A 13,957-nucleotide genomic window follows, 5' to 3' on the forward strand; every position below is an offset into this window, starting at 1 on the left:
CTCTACGTTGACCGAAAGCGACCGAGACCATGACAGCGGACACCGCTATTTATATCCCGCCTTACAAGGCTGACGACCAGGATGTGGTCGTCGAACTGAACAACAAATTCGGCCCCGAAGCGTTCGTCGCCCAGGAAACCCGCACCGGCATGCCGGTGCTTTGGGTTACCCGCGAAAAACTCAAGGACGTGCTGAGTTTCCTGCGCCACGTCGCCAAGCCGTACAGCATGCTCTACGACCTGCACGGCGTCGACGAGCGCCTGCGCACCCAGCGCCGCGGCCTGCCGGGCGCCGACTTCAGTGTGTTCTACCACCTGCTGTCGGTGGAGCGGAACAGCGACGTGATGATCAAGGTGGCCTTGCGCGAAGGCGACCTCAACCTGCCCACCGTCACCGGTATCTGGCCCAACGCCAACTGGTACGAGCGTGAAGTCTGGGACATGTTCGGCATCGACTTTGCCGGCCACCCGCACCTGACCCGGATCATGATGCCGCCCACCTGGGAAGGTCACCCGCTGCGCAAGGACTACCCTGCCCGCGCCACCGAGTTCGATCCGTACAGCCTGACCCTGGCCAAGCAGCAGCTTGAGGAAGAAGCCGCGCGCTTCAACCCTGAGGCCTGGGGCATGAAGCGTTCCGGCGCCAACGAGGACTACATGTTCCTCAACCTCGGCCCGAACCACCCTTCGGCCCACGGTGCCTTCCGTATCGTCCTGCAGCTGGACGGCGAAGAGATCGTCGACTGCGTCCCGGACATCGGCTACCACCACCGTGGCGCCGAGAAGATGGCCGAGCGCCAGTCCTGGCACAGCTTCATCCCCTACACCGACCGTATCGACTACCTCGGCGGGGTGATGAACAACCTGCCGTACGTGCTGGCGGTAGAGAAGCTGGCCGGTATCCAGGTGCCGCAGAAGGTCGACGTGATCCGCATCATGCTCGCCGAGTTCTTCCGCATCACCAGCCACCTGCTGTTCCTGGGTACCTACATCCAGGACGTCGGCGCCATGACCCCGGTGTTCTTCACCTTCACCGACCGTCAGCGCGCTTACACCGTGATCGAAGCCATCACCGGCTTCCGTCTGCACCCGGCCTGGTACCGCATCGGCGGCGTTGCCCACGACCTGCCGCGCGGCTGGGAAAAACTGGTGAAAGACTTCGTCGACTGGCTGCCCAAGCGCCTCGACGAATACACCAAGGCCGCCCTGCAGAACAGCATCCTCAAGGGCCGGACCATCGGCGTTGCCCAGTACAACACCAAAGAGGCCCTGGAATGGGGCGTCACCGGTGCCGGCCTGCGCTCCACCGGTCTGGACTTCGACCTGCGCAAGGCCCGCCCTTACTCCGGCTATGAGAACTTCGAGTTCGAAGTGCCGCTGGCCCACAACGGCGATGCCTACGATCGCTGCATGGTCCGTGTCGAGGAGATGCGCCAGAGTATCCGCATCATCGACCAGTGCCTGCGCAACATGCCGGAAGGCCCGTACAAGGCGGATCACCCGCTGACCACGCCGCCGCCGAAAGAGCGCACCCTGCAGCACATCGAAACCCTGATCACTCACTTCCTGCAGGTTTCGTGGGGCCCGGTGATGCCGGCCAACGAGTCCTTCCAGATGATCGAGGCGACCAAGGGCATCAACAGTTACTACCTGACGAGCGACGGCGGCACCATGAGCTACCGCACCCGGATCCGTACCCCGAGCTACCCGCACCTGCAGCAGATCCCTTCGGTGATCCGCGGCAGCATGGTCGCGGACCTCATTGCGTACCTGGGCAGTATCGACTTCGTTATGGCTGACGTGGACCGCTAAGCATGAACAGCACGCTTATCCAAACCGACCGTTTCGCCCTGAGCGAAACCGAGCGCTCGGCCATCGAGCACGAGATGCATCACTACGAGGACCCGCGCGCGGCGTCCATCGAAGCCCTGAAGATCGTCCAGAAGGAACGCGGCTGGGTGCCGGACGGCGCCATCTACGCCATCGGCGAAGTGCTCGGCATTCCTGCCAGCGACGTCGAAGGCGTGGCCACTTTCTATAGCCAGATCTTCCGTCAACCGGTTGGCCGGCACATCATCCGCGTCTGCGACAGCATGGTCTGCTACATCGGCGGTCACGAGTCGGTGGTCAGCCAGATCCAGAGCGAGCTGGGCATTGGCCTCGGCCAGACCACCGCAGACGGGCGCTTCACCCTGCTGCCGGTATGCTGCCTGGGTAACTGCGACAAGGCCCCGGCGCTGATGATCGACGACGACACCTTTGGCGACGTGCAGCCTGCTGGCGTCTCCAAACTGCTGGAGGGTTACGTATGACCATCACTTCCTTCGGCCCGGCCAACCGCATTGCGCGTTCGGCTGAAACCCATCCGCTGACCTGGCGCCTGCGTGACGACGGCGAGCCGCTGTGGCTCGACGAGTACCAGGCCAAGGACGGCTACGCCGCCGCCCGCAAGGCCCTGGCGCAAATGTCCCAGGACGATATCGTCCAGACCGTAAAAGATTCCGGCCTCAAGGGCCGTGGCGGTGCGGGCTTCCCCACCGGCGTCAAATGGGGCCTGATGCCCAAAGACGAATCCATGAACATCCGCTACCTGCTGTGCAACGCGGACGAAATGGAGCCAAACACCTGGAAAGACCGCATGCTGATGGAGCAACAGCCCCATCTGCTGATCGAAGGCATGCTGATCAGCGCCCGCGCGCTGAAGGCCTACCGCGGCTACATCTTCCTGCGTGGCGAATACACCACCGCAGCGCGCAACCTCACCCGTGCGGTCGAGGAAGCCAAGGCTGCCGGCCTGTTGGGCAAGAACATCCTCGGCAGCGGCTTCGACTTCGAGCTGTTCGTCCACACCGGTGCCGGGCGCTACATCTGCGGTGAAGAAACCGCTCTGATCAACTCCCTCGAAGGCCGCCGCGCCAACCCGCGCTCCAAGCCGCCCTTCCCTGCCGCCGTTGGCGTGTGGGGCAAGCCGACCTGCGTGAACAACGTCGAGACCCTGTGCAACGTGCCGGCCATCGTCGGCAACGGCATCGACTGGTACAAGTCGCTGGCCCGCGAAGGCAGCGAAGACCACGGCACCAAGCTGATGGGCTTCTCCGGCAAGGTCAAGAACCCGGGCCTGTGGGAGCTGCCGTTCGGCGTCCCGGCCCGCGAGCTGTTCGAAGACTACGCCGGCGGCATGCGCGATGGCTTCAAGCTCAAGTGCTGGCAGCCAGGCGGCGCCGGTACCGGTTTCCTGCTGCCCGAGCACCTGGACGCGCAAATGTACGCCGGTGGCATCGCCAAGGTCGGCACCCGCATGGGTACCGGCCTGGCCATGGCCGTGGACGACAGCGTCAACATGGTCTCGCTGCTGCGCAACATGGAAGAGTTCTTCGCCCGTGAATCCTGTGGCTTCTGCACCCCGTGCCGCGACGGCCTGCCGTGGAGCGTCAAGCTCCTGCGCGCCCTCGAGAAAGGCCAGGGCCAGCAGGGCGACATCGAGACCCTGCTGGGTCTGGTCGGTTTCCTCGGCCCAGGCAAGACCTTCTGTGCCCACGCACCGGGCGCCGTTGAGCCGCTGGGTAGCGCGATCAAGTACTTCCGCCCTGAGTTCGAGGCTGGCATTGCCGCCCAGGCACCGGCTGCTGCCGCTGCCGGCCTGCGCCCGGACCTGGCGAAGCCGATCGTCGTCGGCGCATAACGAATAACAACGCGGGCGGTCCGTGCCGCCCGCTGCCTGCCCAGCTCGCCCGGGGACACCTGTCGCGGGCTGCAGGCACACAGATTTCCATTAGCCACGCCCGCAGACGCGGGCCAACGAAGAACTTTGAACCATGGCCACTATCCACGTAGACGGCAAAGAGCTCGAAGTCAACGGCGCAGACAACCTGTTACAGGCGTGTCTGTCGCTCGGCCTCGACATCCCCTATTTCTGCTGGCACCCGGCGCTCGGTAGCGTCGGTGCCTGCCGCCAGTGCGCGGTCAAGCAGTACACCGACGAGAACGACACCCGTGGTCGCATCGTCATGTCCTGCATGACCCCTGCCACCGATGGCAGCTGGATTTCCATCGAAGACGAAGAAGCCAAGGTATTCCGTGCCAGCGTCGTCGAATGGCTGATGACCAACCACCCGCACGACTGCCCGGTCTGTGAGGAAGGCGGTCACTGCCACCTGCAAGACATGACGGTAATGACCGGCCACAACGAGCGCCGCTACCGTTTCACCAAGCGTACCCACCAGAACCAGGAGCTCGGCCCGTTCATCGCCCACGAGATGAACCGCTGCATCGCCTGCTACCGTTGCGTGCGTTACTACAAGGACTACGCCGGCGGTACCGACCTGGGCGTATTCGGTGCCCACGACAACGTCTACTTCGGTCGCGTTGAAGATGGCACCCTCGAGAGCGAGTTCTCCGGCAACCTCACCGAGGTCTGCCCGACCGGTGTGTTCACCGACAAGACCCACTCCGAGCGCTACAACCGCAAATGGGACATGCAGTTCGCCCCGAGCATCTGCCATGGCTGCTCCAGCGGTTGCAACATCAGCCCGGGTGAGCGCTACGGCGAACTGCGCCGGATCGAAAACCGCTTCAACGGTTCGGTCAACCAGTACTTCCTCTGCGACCGTGGCCGTTTCGGCTATGGCTACGTCAACCGTGAAGACCGTCCACGTCAGCCACTGCTGGCCGACGGCACCAAGCTGAGCCTGGATGCCGCCCTGGACAAGGCCGCGGACATGCTGCGCGGGCGCAATATCGTCGGTATCGGTTCGCCGCGTGCCAGCCTTGAAAGCAACTACGGCCTGCGTGAGCTGGTCGGCGCCGAGCACTTCTACTCGGGTATGGAAGCCGCTGAGCTGGCCCGCGTACGCCTGGCCCTGCAAGTGCTCAACGACAGCCCGCTGCCAGTGCCGACCCTGCGCGACATGGAAGACCATGACGCGGTGTTCGTCCTCGGCGAAGACCTGACCCAGACCGCTGCCCGCGTGGCCCTGGCCCTGCGCCAGTCGGTCAAGGGCAAGGCCGAAGCCATGGCCGATGCCATGCGCGTTCAGCCGTGGCTCGATGCCGCGGTGAAGAACATCGGCCAGCACGCCATGTACCCGCTGTTTATCGCAAGCCTGGCCGAAACCAAGCTCGATGACGTCGCCGAAGAGTGCGTACACGCCGCGCCGGACGACCTCGCCCGCATCGGTTTCGCCGTGGCTCACGCCATCGACCCGAGCGCGCCAGCCGTTGACGGCCTGGACGCCGAAGCCCTGGCCCTGGCCAAGCGCATCGCCGACGCCCTGGTGGCCGCCAACCGTCCGCTGGTGGTTGCCGGTACCTCGCTGGCCTCCAACGCCCTGATCGAAGCCGCGGCCAACATCGCCAAGGCCCTGAAGCTGCGCGAGAAGAACGGTTCGCTGAGCCTGGTGGTGCCCGAGGCCAACAGCCTGGGCCTGGCCATGCTCGGTGGCGAGTCGATCGATGCCGCGCTGGATGCGGTGATCGAAGGCAAGGCCGACGCCATTGTCGTGCTCGAAAACGACCTGTACAGCCGCGTTGCCGCGGCCAAGGTCGACGCTGCCCTGGCCGCCGCCAAGGTGGTCATCGTTGCCGATCACCAGAAGACCGCCACCACCGACCGCGCCCACCTGGTGCTGCCGGCGGCGACCTTCGCCGAAGGCGACGGCACCCTGGTCAGCCTGGAAGGCCGCGCCCAGCGCTTCTTCCAGGTGTTCGACCCAACCTACCTGGACAGCAGCATCCTGGTTCACGAAGGCTGGCGCTGGATGCACGCCCTGCGTGCCACCCTGCTCAACAAGCCGGTCGACTGGACCCAGCTGGACCACGTCACCAGCGCCTGCGCCGCGGTCGCGCCGCAACTGTCCGGCATCGTCAACGCCGCACCGTCCGCGTCGTTCCGCATCAAGGGCATGAAGCTTGCGCGTGAGCCGCTGCGCTACTCCGGCCGTACCGCCATGCGCGCCAACATCAGCGTGCACGAGCCGCGTACCCCGCAAGACAAGGACACCGCGTTCGCCTTCTCCATGGAAGGTTACTCGGGTTCGGCCGAACCGCGCTCGCAAGTGCCGTTCGCCTGGTCGCCGGGCTGGAACTCGCCACAAGCCTGGAACAAGTTTCAGGACGAGGTCGGTGGTCACCTGCGCGCAGGCGACCCGGGCACCCGCCTGATCGAAACCCAGGGCGACAAGCTCAACTGGTTCGCCAGCGTTCCGGCAGCTTTCGCTCCGGCCCGTGGCACCTGGCAAGCGGTGCCGTTCTACCACCTGTTCGGCAGCGAAGAGAACTCCTCGCGCGCAGCCCCGGTGCAAGAGCGCATCCCAGAAGCCTACGTGGCCCTGGCCAAGTCCGAAGCCGACCGCCTGGGTGTCAACGACGGCGCCCTGCTCAGCCTCAACGTCGCCGGCGTTACCCTGCGTCTGCCGCTGCGCATCAATGAAGAACTGGGCGCAGGCCTGGTTGCCCTGCCGAAAGGCCTGGCCGGCATTCCGCCAGCCATCTTCGGTGCATCCGTCGAAGGCCTGCAGGAGGCAGCACAATGACCTGGTTCACCCCTGAAGTGATCGATGTGATCATCACCGTCATCAAGGCCATCGTGGTCTTGCTGGCCGTGGTGGTCTGCGGTGCGCTGCTCAGCTTCGTCGAGCGGCGCCTGCTGGGCTGGTGGCAGGACCGCTACGGTCCGAACCGCGTCGGCCCGTTCGGCATGTTCCAGATCGCTGCCGACATGCTCAAGATGTTCTTCAAGGAAGACTGGAACCCGCCCTTCGTCGACAAGGTGATCTTCACCCTGGCGCCGGTGGTGGCCATGAGCGCCTTGCTGATCGCCTTCGCGATCATCCCGATCACCCCGACCTGGGGTGTTGCGGACCTGAACATCGGCCTGCTGTTCTTCTTCGCCATGGCCGGCCTTTCGGTATACGCGGTACTGTTCGCCGGCTGGTCGTCGAACAACAAGTACGCCCTGCTCGGCAGCCTGCGGGCCTCGGCCCAGACCGTGTCATACGAAGTGTTCATGGGCCTGGCGCTGATGGGCATCGTTGCCCAGGTCGGCTCGTTCAACATGCGCGATATCGTTGACTACCAGGCCCAGAACCTGTGGTTCATCATTCCGCAGTTCTTCGGCTTCTGCACCTTCTTCATCGCTGGCGTCGCCGTGACTCACCGTCACCCGTTCGACCAGCCGGAAGCGGAACAGGAACTGGCCGACGGTTACCACATTGAATATGCCGGCATGAAATGGGGCATGTTCTTCGTCGGTGAGTACATCGGCATCATCCTGATCTCGGCGCTGCTGGTAACCCTGTTCTTCGGTGGCTGGCACGGACCGTTCGGCATCCTGCCGCAACTGTCGTTCGTCTGGTTCGCCCTGAAGACCGCGTTCTTCATCATGCTGTTCATCCTGCTGCGCGCCTCTATTCCGCGCCCGCGCTATGACCAGGTGATGGACTTCAGCTGGAAGTTCTGCCTGCCGCTGACCCTGATCAATTTGCTGGTGACCGCTGCGCTCGTGTTGCTCAACACGCCAGCTGTTGCGGCCCAGTGAGGATTTGACCCATGTTCAAATATATTGGCGACATCGTTAAGGGCACTGGCACCCAGCTGCGCAGCCTGGTGATGGTGTTCTCTCACGGTTTTCGCAAACGTGACACCCTGCAGTACCCCGAAGAGCCGGTCTACCTGCCGCCACGCTACCGTGGCCGCATCGTCCTGACCCGCGACCCGGATGGCGAAGAGCGCTGTGTAGCGTGCAACCTGTGTGCCGTGGCTTGCCCGGTCGGTTGCATCTCGCTGCAGAAAGCCGAAACAGAAGACGGTCGTTGGTACCCGGAGTTCTTCCGCATCAACTTCTCCCGTTGCATTTTCTGCGGCCTCTGCGAGGAAGCCTGCCCGACCACCGCGATCCAGCTCACCCCGGATTTCGAGATGGCCGAGTTCAAACGTCAGGACCTGGTGTACGAGAAAGAAGATCTGCTGATCTCCGGCCCCGGCAAGAACCCTGACTACAACTTCTACCGTGTTGCAGGTATGGCTGTTGCCGGCAAGCCGAAAGGCGCCGCGCAGAACGAAGCCGAGCCGATCAACGTGAAGAGCTTGCTCCCTTAAGGAAGAAAGATGGAATTCGCTTTCTATTTCGCATCCGGTGTCGCTGTGGTGTCCACCCTTCGGGTGATCACCAACACCAACCCCGTGCACGCCCTGCTCTACCTGATCATTTCGCTGATCTCCGTGGCGATGACCTTCTTCGCCCTCGGCGCTCCGTTCGCCGGTGTCCTGGAAGTGATCGCCTACGCTGGCGCCATCATGGTGCTGTTCGTCTTCGTGGTGATGATGCTCAACCTCGGGCCGGCTTCGGTCGCCCAGGAACGCGGCTGGCTCAAGCCGGGCATCTGGCTCGGCCCGGTGGTGCTTGGCGCACTGCTGCTGGTCGAACTGCTGTACGTGCTGTTCGCCAGCGAAAGCGGCGCCGGCATCGGCCACACCACGGTTGACGCCAAGGCCGTCGGCATCAGCCTGTTCGGCCCTTACCTGCTGGTGGTGGAACTGGCCTCGATGCTGCTGCTCGCCGCAGCGGTGACGGCTTTCCACCTCGGCCGCAACGAGGCGAAGGAGTAATCACATGCCAGCAATTCCTCTCGAACATGGCCTGGCCGTCGCCGGCATCCTGTTCTGCCTCGGCCTTGTCGGCCTGATGGTGCGCCGCAATATTCTTTTCGTGTTGATGAGCCTGGAAATCATGATGAACGCCTCGGCACTGGCTTTCATCGTCGCCGGCAGCCGCTGGGCGCAACCGGATGGACAGATCATGTTCATCCTGGTGATCAGCCTGGCAGCGGCCGAGGCCAGTATCGGCCTGGCGATCCTGTTGCAGCTGTATCGCCGCTTCCACACTCTCGATATCGATGCTGCCAGTGAGATGCGCGGATGAACCTTCTCTTTCTGACGTTCGTATTCCCCCTGATCGGCTTCCTGCTGCTGTCGTTCTCGCGCGGCCGCTGGTCCGAGAACCTGTCGGCGCTGGTTGGCGTCGGTTCGGTGGGCCTCTCGGCCATCGTCGCCGCCTACGTGATCTGGCAGTTCAATGTCGCCCCGCCTGCAGGCGGCGCGTACAGCCAGCTGCTGTGGCAGTGGATGTCGGTGGACGGCTTTGCGCCGAACTTCACCCTGTACCTGGACGGCCTGTCGGTGACCATGCTTGGCGTGGTGGTCGGCGTCGGCTTCCTGATCCACCTGTTCGCCTCCTGGTACATGCGCGGTGAAGCCGGTTACTCGCGCTTCTTCGCCTACACCAACCTGTTCATTGCCAGCATGCTGTTCCTGATCCTGGGCGACAACCTGCTGTTCATCTACTTCGGTTGGGAAGGCGTGGGCCTGTGTTCGTACCTGTTGATCGGTTTCTACTACAGCAACCGCAACAACGGTAACGCCGCACTCAAAGCCTTCATCGTCACCCGAATCGGCGACGTGTTCATGGCCATCGGCCTGTTCATCCTGTTCCAGCAACTGGGCACCCTGAACGTTCAGGAACTGCTGGTGCTGGCCCCGCAGAAATTCCAGGCGGGTGATTTCTGGATGGTCCTGGCAACCCTGATGCTGCTCGGTGGCGCGGTCGGTAAATCGGCCCAGCTGCCGCTGCAGACCTGGCTTGCCGACGCGATGGCCGGCCCTACCCCGGTTTCGGCACTGATCCACGCGGCAACCATGGTGACCGCGGGCGTTTACCTGATTGCCCGTACCCACGGCCTGTTCGCCCTGGCCCCTGACGTGCTGCACCTGGTCGGTGTGGTCGGCGGCGTGACCCTGGTGCTGGCCGGCTTTGCCGCCCTGGTGCAGACCGACATCAAGCGCATCCTCGCCTACTCGACCATGAGCCAGATCGGCTACATGTTCCTGGCCCTGGGCGTTGGTGCCTGGGAAGGCGCGATCTTCCACCTGATGACCCACGCCTTCTTCAAGGCCCTGCTGTTCCTTGCTTCCGGTGCGGTGATCGTTGCCTGCCACCACGAGCAGAACATCTTCAAGATGGGCGGCCTGTGGAAGAAACTGCCACTGGCCTACGCCAGCTTCATCGTCGGTGGTGCCGCCCTGGCTGCCCTGCCGCTGCTGACCGCCGGCTTCTACTCGAAAGACGAGATCCTCTGGGAAGCCTTCGCCAGCGGCAACAACGGTCTGCTGTACGCCGGCCTGGTCGGTGCCTTCATGACCTCGCTGTACACCTTCCGCCTGATCTTCATCGCCTTCCACGGCGAAGCCAAGACCGAAGCTCACGCCGGCCACGGGATTTCCCACTGGCTGCCGCTGGGCGTGCTGATCGTGCTGTCGACCTTCGTCGGTGCCTGGATTCATCCACCGTTGGCGGGCGTGCTGCCGCAGAGCGTCGGCCATGCCGGCGGCGAAGCCAAGCACAGCCTGGAAATCGCCTCGGGCGCCATCGCCATCGCCGGTATCCTGCTGGCGGCGATGCTGTTCCTGGGCAAGCGTCGCCTGGTTACCGCGATTGCCAACAGCGGCATCGGTCGCGTGCTGTCGGCCTGGTGGTTCGCCGCCTGGGGCTTCGACTGGATCTACGACAAGCTGTTCGTCAAACCTTACCTGCTGATCAGCCACATCCTGCGCAAGGATCCGGTTGACCGCAGCATTGGCCTGATTCCGCGTATGGCGAAGGGCGGTCATGCCGCCATGAGCAAAACCGAAACCGGTCAGCTGCGCTGGTACACCGCTTCGATCGCCGTAGGTGCCGTGCTTGTGCTCGGTGCCGTTGTTATGGCTGCGGTCTGATATGAACCTTGCGACTTTGCGAAAGGAATTGAGCCCGTCATGATTTTGCCTTGGCTGATCCTGATCCCCTTCATCGGCGGCCTGCTGTGCTGGCTGGGTGAGCGCTTCGGCGCCACCCTGCCGCGCTGGATTGCGCTGCTGACCATGTCCCTGCTGCTTGGTATCGGCCTCTGGCTGTGGGCCAACGGGGACTACACCCTGGCCCCTGCACCGGGCGCCGCGCCCGAGTGGGCGTTCGAATTCAAAGTGCTGTGGATCGAACGCTTCGGCATCAGCCTGCACCTGGCCCTCGATGGCCTGTCGCTGCTGATGATCCTGCTCACCGGCCTGCTCGGTGTGCTCTCGGTACTGTGCTCGTGGAAAGAGATCACTCGCCACGTCGGCTTCTTCCACCTCAACCTGATGTGGATCCTGGGCGGCGTGGTCGGTGTGTTCCTGGCCCTGGACCTGTTCCTGTTCTTCTTCTTCTGGGAAATGATGCTGGTGCCGATGTATTTCCTCATCGCGCTCTGGGGTCACAGCTCCTCGGATGGCAAGAAGACCCGGATCTACGCCGCCACCAAGTTCTTCATCTTCACCCAGGCCAGCGGCCTGATCATGCTGGTGGCGATCCTTGGTCTGGTACTGGTCAACTACAGCAACACCGGTGTGATCACCTTCGACTACACCCAGTTGCTCAAGGCCGACCTGCCGGCGGGCACCGAGTACCTGCTGATGCTCGGCTTCTTCATCGCCTTCGCGGTCAAGCTGCCGGTTGTGCCGTTCCACTCCTGGCTGCCTGACGCTCACGCCCAGGCACCGACCGCAGGTTCCGTCGACCTCGCCGGTATCTTGCTGAAGACTGCGGCCTACGGCCTGCTGCGTTTCGCCCTGCCGCTGTTCCCGAACGCTTCGGCCGAGTTTGCGCCGATTGCCATGACCCTGGGTCTGATCGGGATTTTCTACGGTGCTTTCCTGGCCTTCGCCCAGACCGACATCAAGCGTCTGATCGCCTTCTCCAGCGTTTCGCACATGGGCTTCGTGCTGATCGGGATCTACTCCGGCAGCCAGCAGGCCCTGCAAGGCGCGGTGATCCAGATGCTGGCTCACGGCCTGTCGGCAGCGGCACTGTTTATTCTCAGCGGCCAGCTGTACGAGCGCCTGCATACCCGTGACATGCGTCAGATGGGCGGCCTGTGGCACCGCATCGCCTACCTGCCGGCCATCAGCCTGTTCTTCGCCGCCGCCTCCCTGGGCCTGCCAGGCACCGGTAACTTCGTTGGCGAATTCCTGATCCTGATCGGCAGCTTCGTCGCTTCGCCGTGGGTCACCGTGATCGCTACTTCCGGCCTGGTGTTCGGTTCGGTGTACTCGCTGATCATGATTCACCGCGCCTACTTCGGCCCGGCCAAATCCGATGAAGTCCTGGCTGGCATGGACACCCGCGAACTGATCATGGTGCTGGGCCTGGCTGGCCTGCTGATCCTGCTGGGCGTCTACCCACAGCCGTTCCTGGACACTTCTGCCGCCACCATGAGTGGTGTACAGCAGTGGCTGGGTTCCGCTTTCACTCAACTCGCTTCGGCCCGGTAAGAGCGCTATGGACCTGACGATTCAACACTTTATCGCGCTTGCGCCGCTGCTGATCACCACCATCACCACGGTCGTGGTGATGCTGGCGATCGCCTGGCGGCGCAACCACTCGCAAACCTTCCTGCTGTCGACCGTGGGCCTGAACCTGGCCCTGCTGTCGATCATCCCGGCGCTGAAGGTTGCGCCCCTGGCAGTCACCCCGCTGCTGACCATCGACAACTTCGCCTGCCTGTACATGGCGCTGATCCTGGTTGCCACCCTGGCTTGCGTCACCCTCGCCCACGCCTACCTGGGTGATGGCGGCAAAGGCTACCCGGGCAACCGCGAAGAGCTGTACCTGCTGATCCTGATGTCCGCCCTGGGCGGTCTGGTACTGGTCAGCGCGCAGCACCTGGCTGGCCTGTTCATCGGCCTTGAGCTGCTCTCGGTACCGGTCTATGGCCTGGTCGCCTATGCCTTCTTCAACAAGCGTTCGCTGGAAGCCGGCATCAAGTACATGGTGCTCTCGGCTGCTGGTTCCGCCTTCTTGCTGTTCGGCATGGCGCTGTTGTATGCCGACGCTGGCAGCCTGAGCTTCGACGGCATTGGCAAGGCCCTGGCGGCCACCAGCATGCCAAGCATGATCGCCCAGCTGGGCCTGGGCATGATGCTGGTCGGCCTGGCGTTCAAACTGTCGCTGGTGCCGTTCCACCTGTGGACCCCGGACGTCTACGAAGGTGCTCCGGCACCGGTCGCCGCCTTCCTGGCCACCGCCAGCAAGGTCGCGGTGTTCGCCGTCGTCGTACGCCTGTTCATGATCTCCCCTGCGGCCAGCAGCGGCGTATTGACCACCGTGCTGTCGGTGATCGCCGTGGCCTCGATCCTGATCGGTAACCTGCTGGCGCTGACCCAGAGCAACCTCAAGCGCCTGCTCGGCTACTCCTCGATCGCCCACTTCGGTTACCTGCTGATCGCCCTGGTGGCGAGCAAGGGCCTGGCGGTCGAAGCCATCGGCGTGTACCTGGTCACCTACGTGATCACCAGCCTCGGTGCCTTCGGCGTCATCACCCTGATGTCCTCGCCATACAACGGTCGTGACGCCGACGCCCTGTACGAGTACCGCGGCCTGTTCTGGCGCCGTCCGTACCTGACCGCGGTGCTGACCGTGATGATGCTGTCGCTGGCCGGTATCCCGCTGACCGCAGGCTTCATCGGCAAGTTCTACATCATCGCTACCGGCGTCGAGTCGCAGCTGTGGTGGCTGGTCGGTGCCCTGGTGATCGGTAGTGCCATCGGCGTGTTCTACTACCTGCGCGTGATGGTCACCCTGTACCTGATCGAGCCAAACCTGCGTCGTCACGACGCCCCGCTGAACTGGGAACAGCGCACCGGCGGCGTGATGCTGCTGGCCATCGCCATCCTCGCCTTCGTCCTGGGCGTGTACCCGCAGCCGTTGCTGGACATGGTCCAGCATGCAGGCCTGCAACTGATCGGTTGATCGATCAGGCACTGATAAACACCCCGCTTCGGCGGGGTGTTTTGTTTTCAGGCCGAAACCCTCATCGCGGGGCAAGCCCGCTGCCACTGGATGGGCTGCCCCGCGATGATGCGACTGCCTATCGGTGACTGTGCTTCGTCTG

General features: G+C 63.5%; 11 protein-coding genes. All 11 read left to right on the forward strand.

The genetic code is table 11. The features are described 5' to 3' along the window. Positions 1-29: 29 nt before the first annotated feature. The 11 genes from nuoC to nuoN all read left to right on the forward strand — a co-directional run bounded on the left by nuoC (position 30) and on the right by nuoN (position 13,815). Entirely contained in the window at positions 30-1,811 is a 1,782-nt protein-coding gene (nuoC, locus tag BLR26_RS20425) for an NADH-quinone oxidoreductase subunit C/D (protein ID WP_093384915.1), read from the forward strand. A 2-nt stretch (positions 1,812-1,813) separates the two neighbouring features. Next, positions 1,814-2,311, forward strand: a complete 498-nt coding sequence (nuoE, locus tag BLR26_RS20430; RefSeq protein WP_012313767.1) for an NADH-quinone oxidoreductase subunit NuoE — start codon at positions 1,814-1,816, stop codon at positions 2,309-2,311. Then, positions 2,308-3,681, forward strand: coding sequence for an NADH-quinone oxidoreductase subunit NuoF (nuoF, locus tag BLR26_RS20435; protein ID WP_045201391.1), 1,374 nt, complete (start codon positions 2,308-2,310; stop codon positions 3,679-3,681). Before nuoE ends, nuoF begins: the two co-directional genes overlap by 4 nt. 133 nt (positions 3,682-3,814) lie before the next feature. Continuing rightward, positions 3,815-6,529 carry an NADH-quinone oxidoreductase subunit NuoG gene (nuoG, locus tag BLR26_RS20440; protein ID WP_045201390.1) on the forward strand — a complete coding sequence of 905 codons (2,715 nt, stop codon included), beginning with the start codon at positions 3,815-3,817 and terminating at the stop codon, positions 6,527-6,529. Beyond that, positions 6,526-7,533, forward strand: coding sequence for an NADH-quinone oxidoreductase subunit NuoH (nuoH, locus tag BLR26_RS20445; RefSeq protein WP_038996049.1), 1,008 nt, complete (start codon positions 6,526-6,528; stop codon positions 7,531-7,533). Before nuoG ends, nuoH begins: the two co-directional genes overlap by 4 nt. Before the next feature lie 11 nt (positions 7,534-7,544). Beyond that, positions 7,545-8,093 (forward strand): NADH-quinone oxidoreductase subunit NuoI, encoded by a 549-nt coding sequence (gene nuoI, locus BLR26_RS20450; protein ID WP_009400993.1) that lies wholly within the window; start codon positions 7,545-7,547, stop codon positions 8,091-8,093. Between the two features lie 9 nt (positions 8,094-8,102). Continuing rightward, positions 8,103-8,603 (forward strand): NADH-quinone oxidoreductase subunit J, encoded by a 501-nt coding sequence (gene nuoJ, locus BLR26_RS20455; protein ID WP_038996050.1) that lies wholly within the window; start codon positions 8,103-8,105, stop codon positions 8,601-8,603. A 4-nt stretch (positions 8,604-8,607) separates the two neighbouring features. Beyond that, the gene (gene nuoK, locus BLR26_RS20460) at positions 8,608-8,916 is read left to right on the forward strand and encodes an NADH-quinone oxidoreductase subunit NuoK (RefSeq protein ID WP_028944232.1); all 309 of its coding nucleotides are present in this window, start codon (positions 8,608-8,610) and stop codon (positions 8,914-8,916) included. Further along, positions 8,913-10,766: an NADH-quinone oxidoreductase subunit L gene (nuoL, locus tag BLR26_RS20465; RefSeq protein ID WP_038996051.1), complete on the forward strand. Its 1,854-nt coding sequence runs from the start codon at positions 8,913-8,915 to the stop codon at positions 10,764-10,766. Before nuoK ends, nuoL begins: the two co-directional genes overlap by 4 nt. A gap of 39 nt (positions 10,767-10,805) precedes the next feature. Then, complete coding sequence (nuoM, locus tag BLR26_RS20470) at positions 10,806-12,338, forward strand: NADH-quinone oxidoreductase subunit M (RefSeq protein ID WP_045201389.1); 1,533 nt, start codon at positions 10,806-10,808, stop codon at positions 12,336-12,338. 7 nt (positions 12,339-12,345) lie between these two features. After that, a complete protein-coding gene (gene nuoN / locus BLR26_RS20475; protein WP_045201388.1) occupies positions 12,346-13,815 on the forward strand; it encodes an NADH-quinone oxidoreductase subunit NuoN in 1,470 nt (489 codons plus the stop codon). Positions 13,816-13,957 lie beyond the last annotated feature (142 nt).

Source organism: Pseudomonas sp. UC 17F4 (assembly GCF_900101695.1).
Classification (GTDB): Bacteria; Pseudomonadota; Gammaproteobacteria; order Pseudomonadales; family Pseudomonadaceae; genus Aquipseudomonas.

Coding starts and splice junctions, on each gene's coding strand:
- nuoG (WP_045201390.1), top strand. CDS start 3,815: ATGGCCACTATCCACGTAGACGGCAAAGAGCTCGAAGTCAACGGCGCA.
- nuoI (WP_009400993.1), top strand. CDS start 7,545: ATGTTCAAATATATTGGCGACATCGTTAAGGGCACTGGCACCCAGCTG.
- nuoM (WP_045201389.1), top strand. CDS start 10,806: ATGATTTTGCCTTGGCTGATCCTGATCCCCTTCATCGGCGGCCTGCTG.
- nuoK (WP_028944232.1), top strand. CDS start 8,608: ATGCCAGCAATTCCTCTCGAACATGGCCTGGCCGTCGCCGGCATCCTG.
- nuoF (WP_045201391.1), top strand. CDS start 2,308: ATGACCATCACTTCCTTCGGCCCGGCCAACCGCATTGCGCGTTCGGCT.
- nuoH (WP_038996049.1), top strand. CDS start 6,526: ATGACCTGGTTCACCCCTGAAGTGATCGATGTGATCATCACCGTCATC.
- nuoJ (WP_038996050.1), top strand. CDS start 8,103: ATGGAATTCGCTTTCTATTTCGCATCCGGTGTCGCTGTGGTGTCCACC.
- nuoN (WP_045201388.1), top strand. CDS start 12,346: ATGGACCTGACGATTCAACACTTTATCGCGCTTGCGCCGCTGCTGATC.
- nuoL (WP_038996051.1), top strand. CDS start 8,913: ATGAACCTTCTCTTTCTGACGTTCGTATTCCCCCTGATCGGCTTCCTG.
- nuoC (WP_093384915.1), top strand. CDS start 30: ATGACAGCGGACACCGCTATTTATATCCCGCCTTACAAGGCTGACGAC.
- nuoE (WP_012313767.1), top strand. CDS start 1,814: ATGAACAGCACGCTTATCCAAACCGACCGTTTCGCCCTGAGCGAAACC.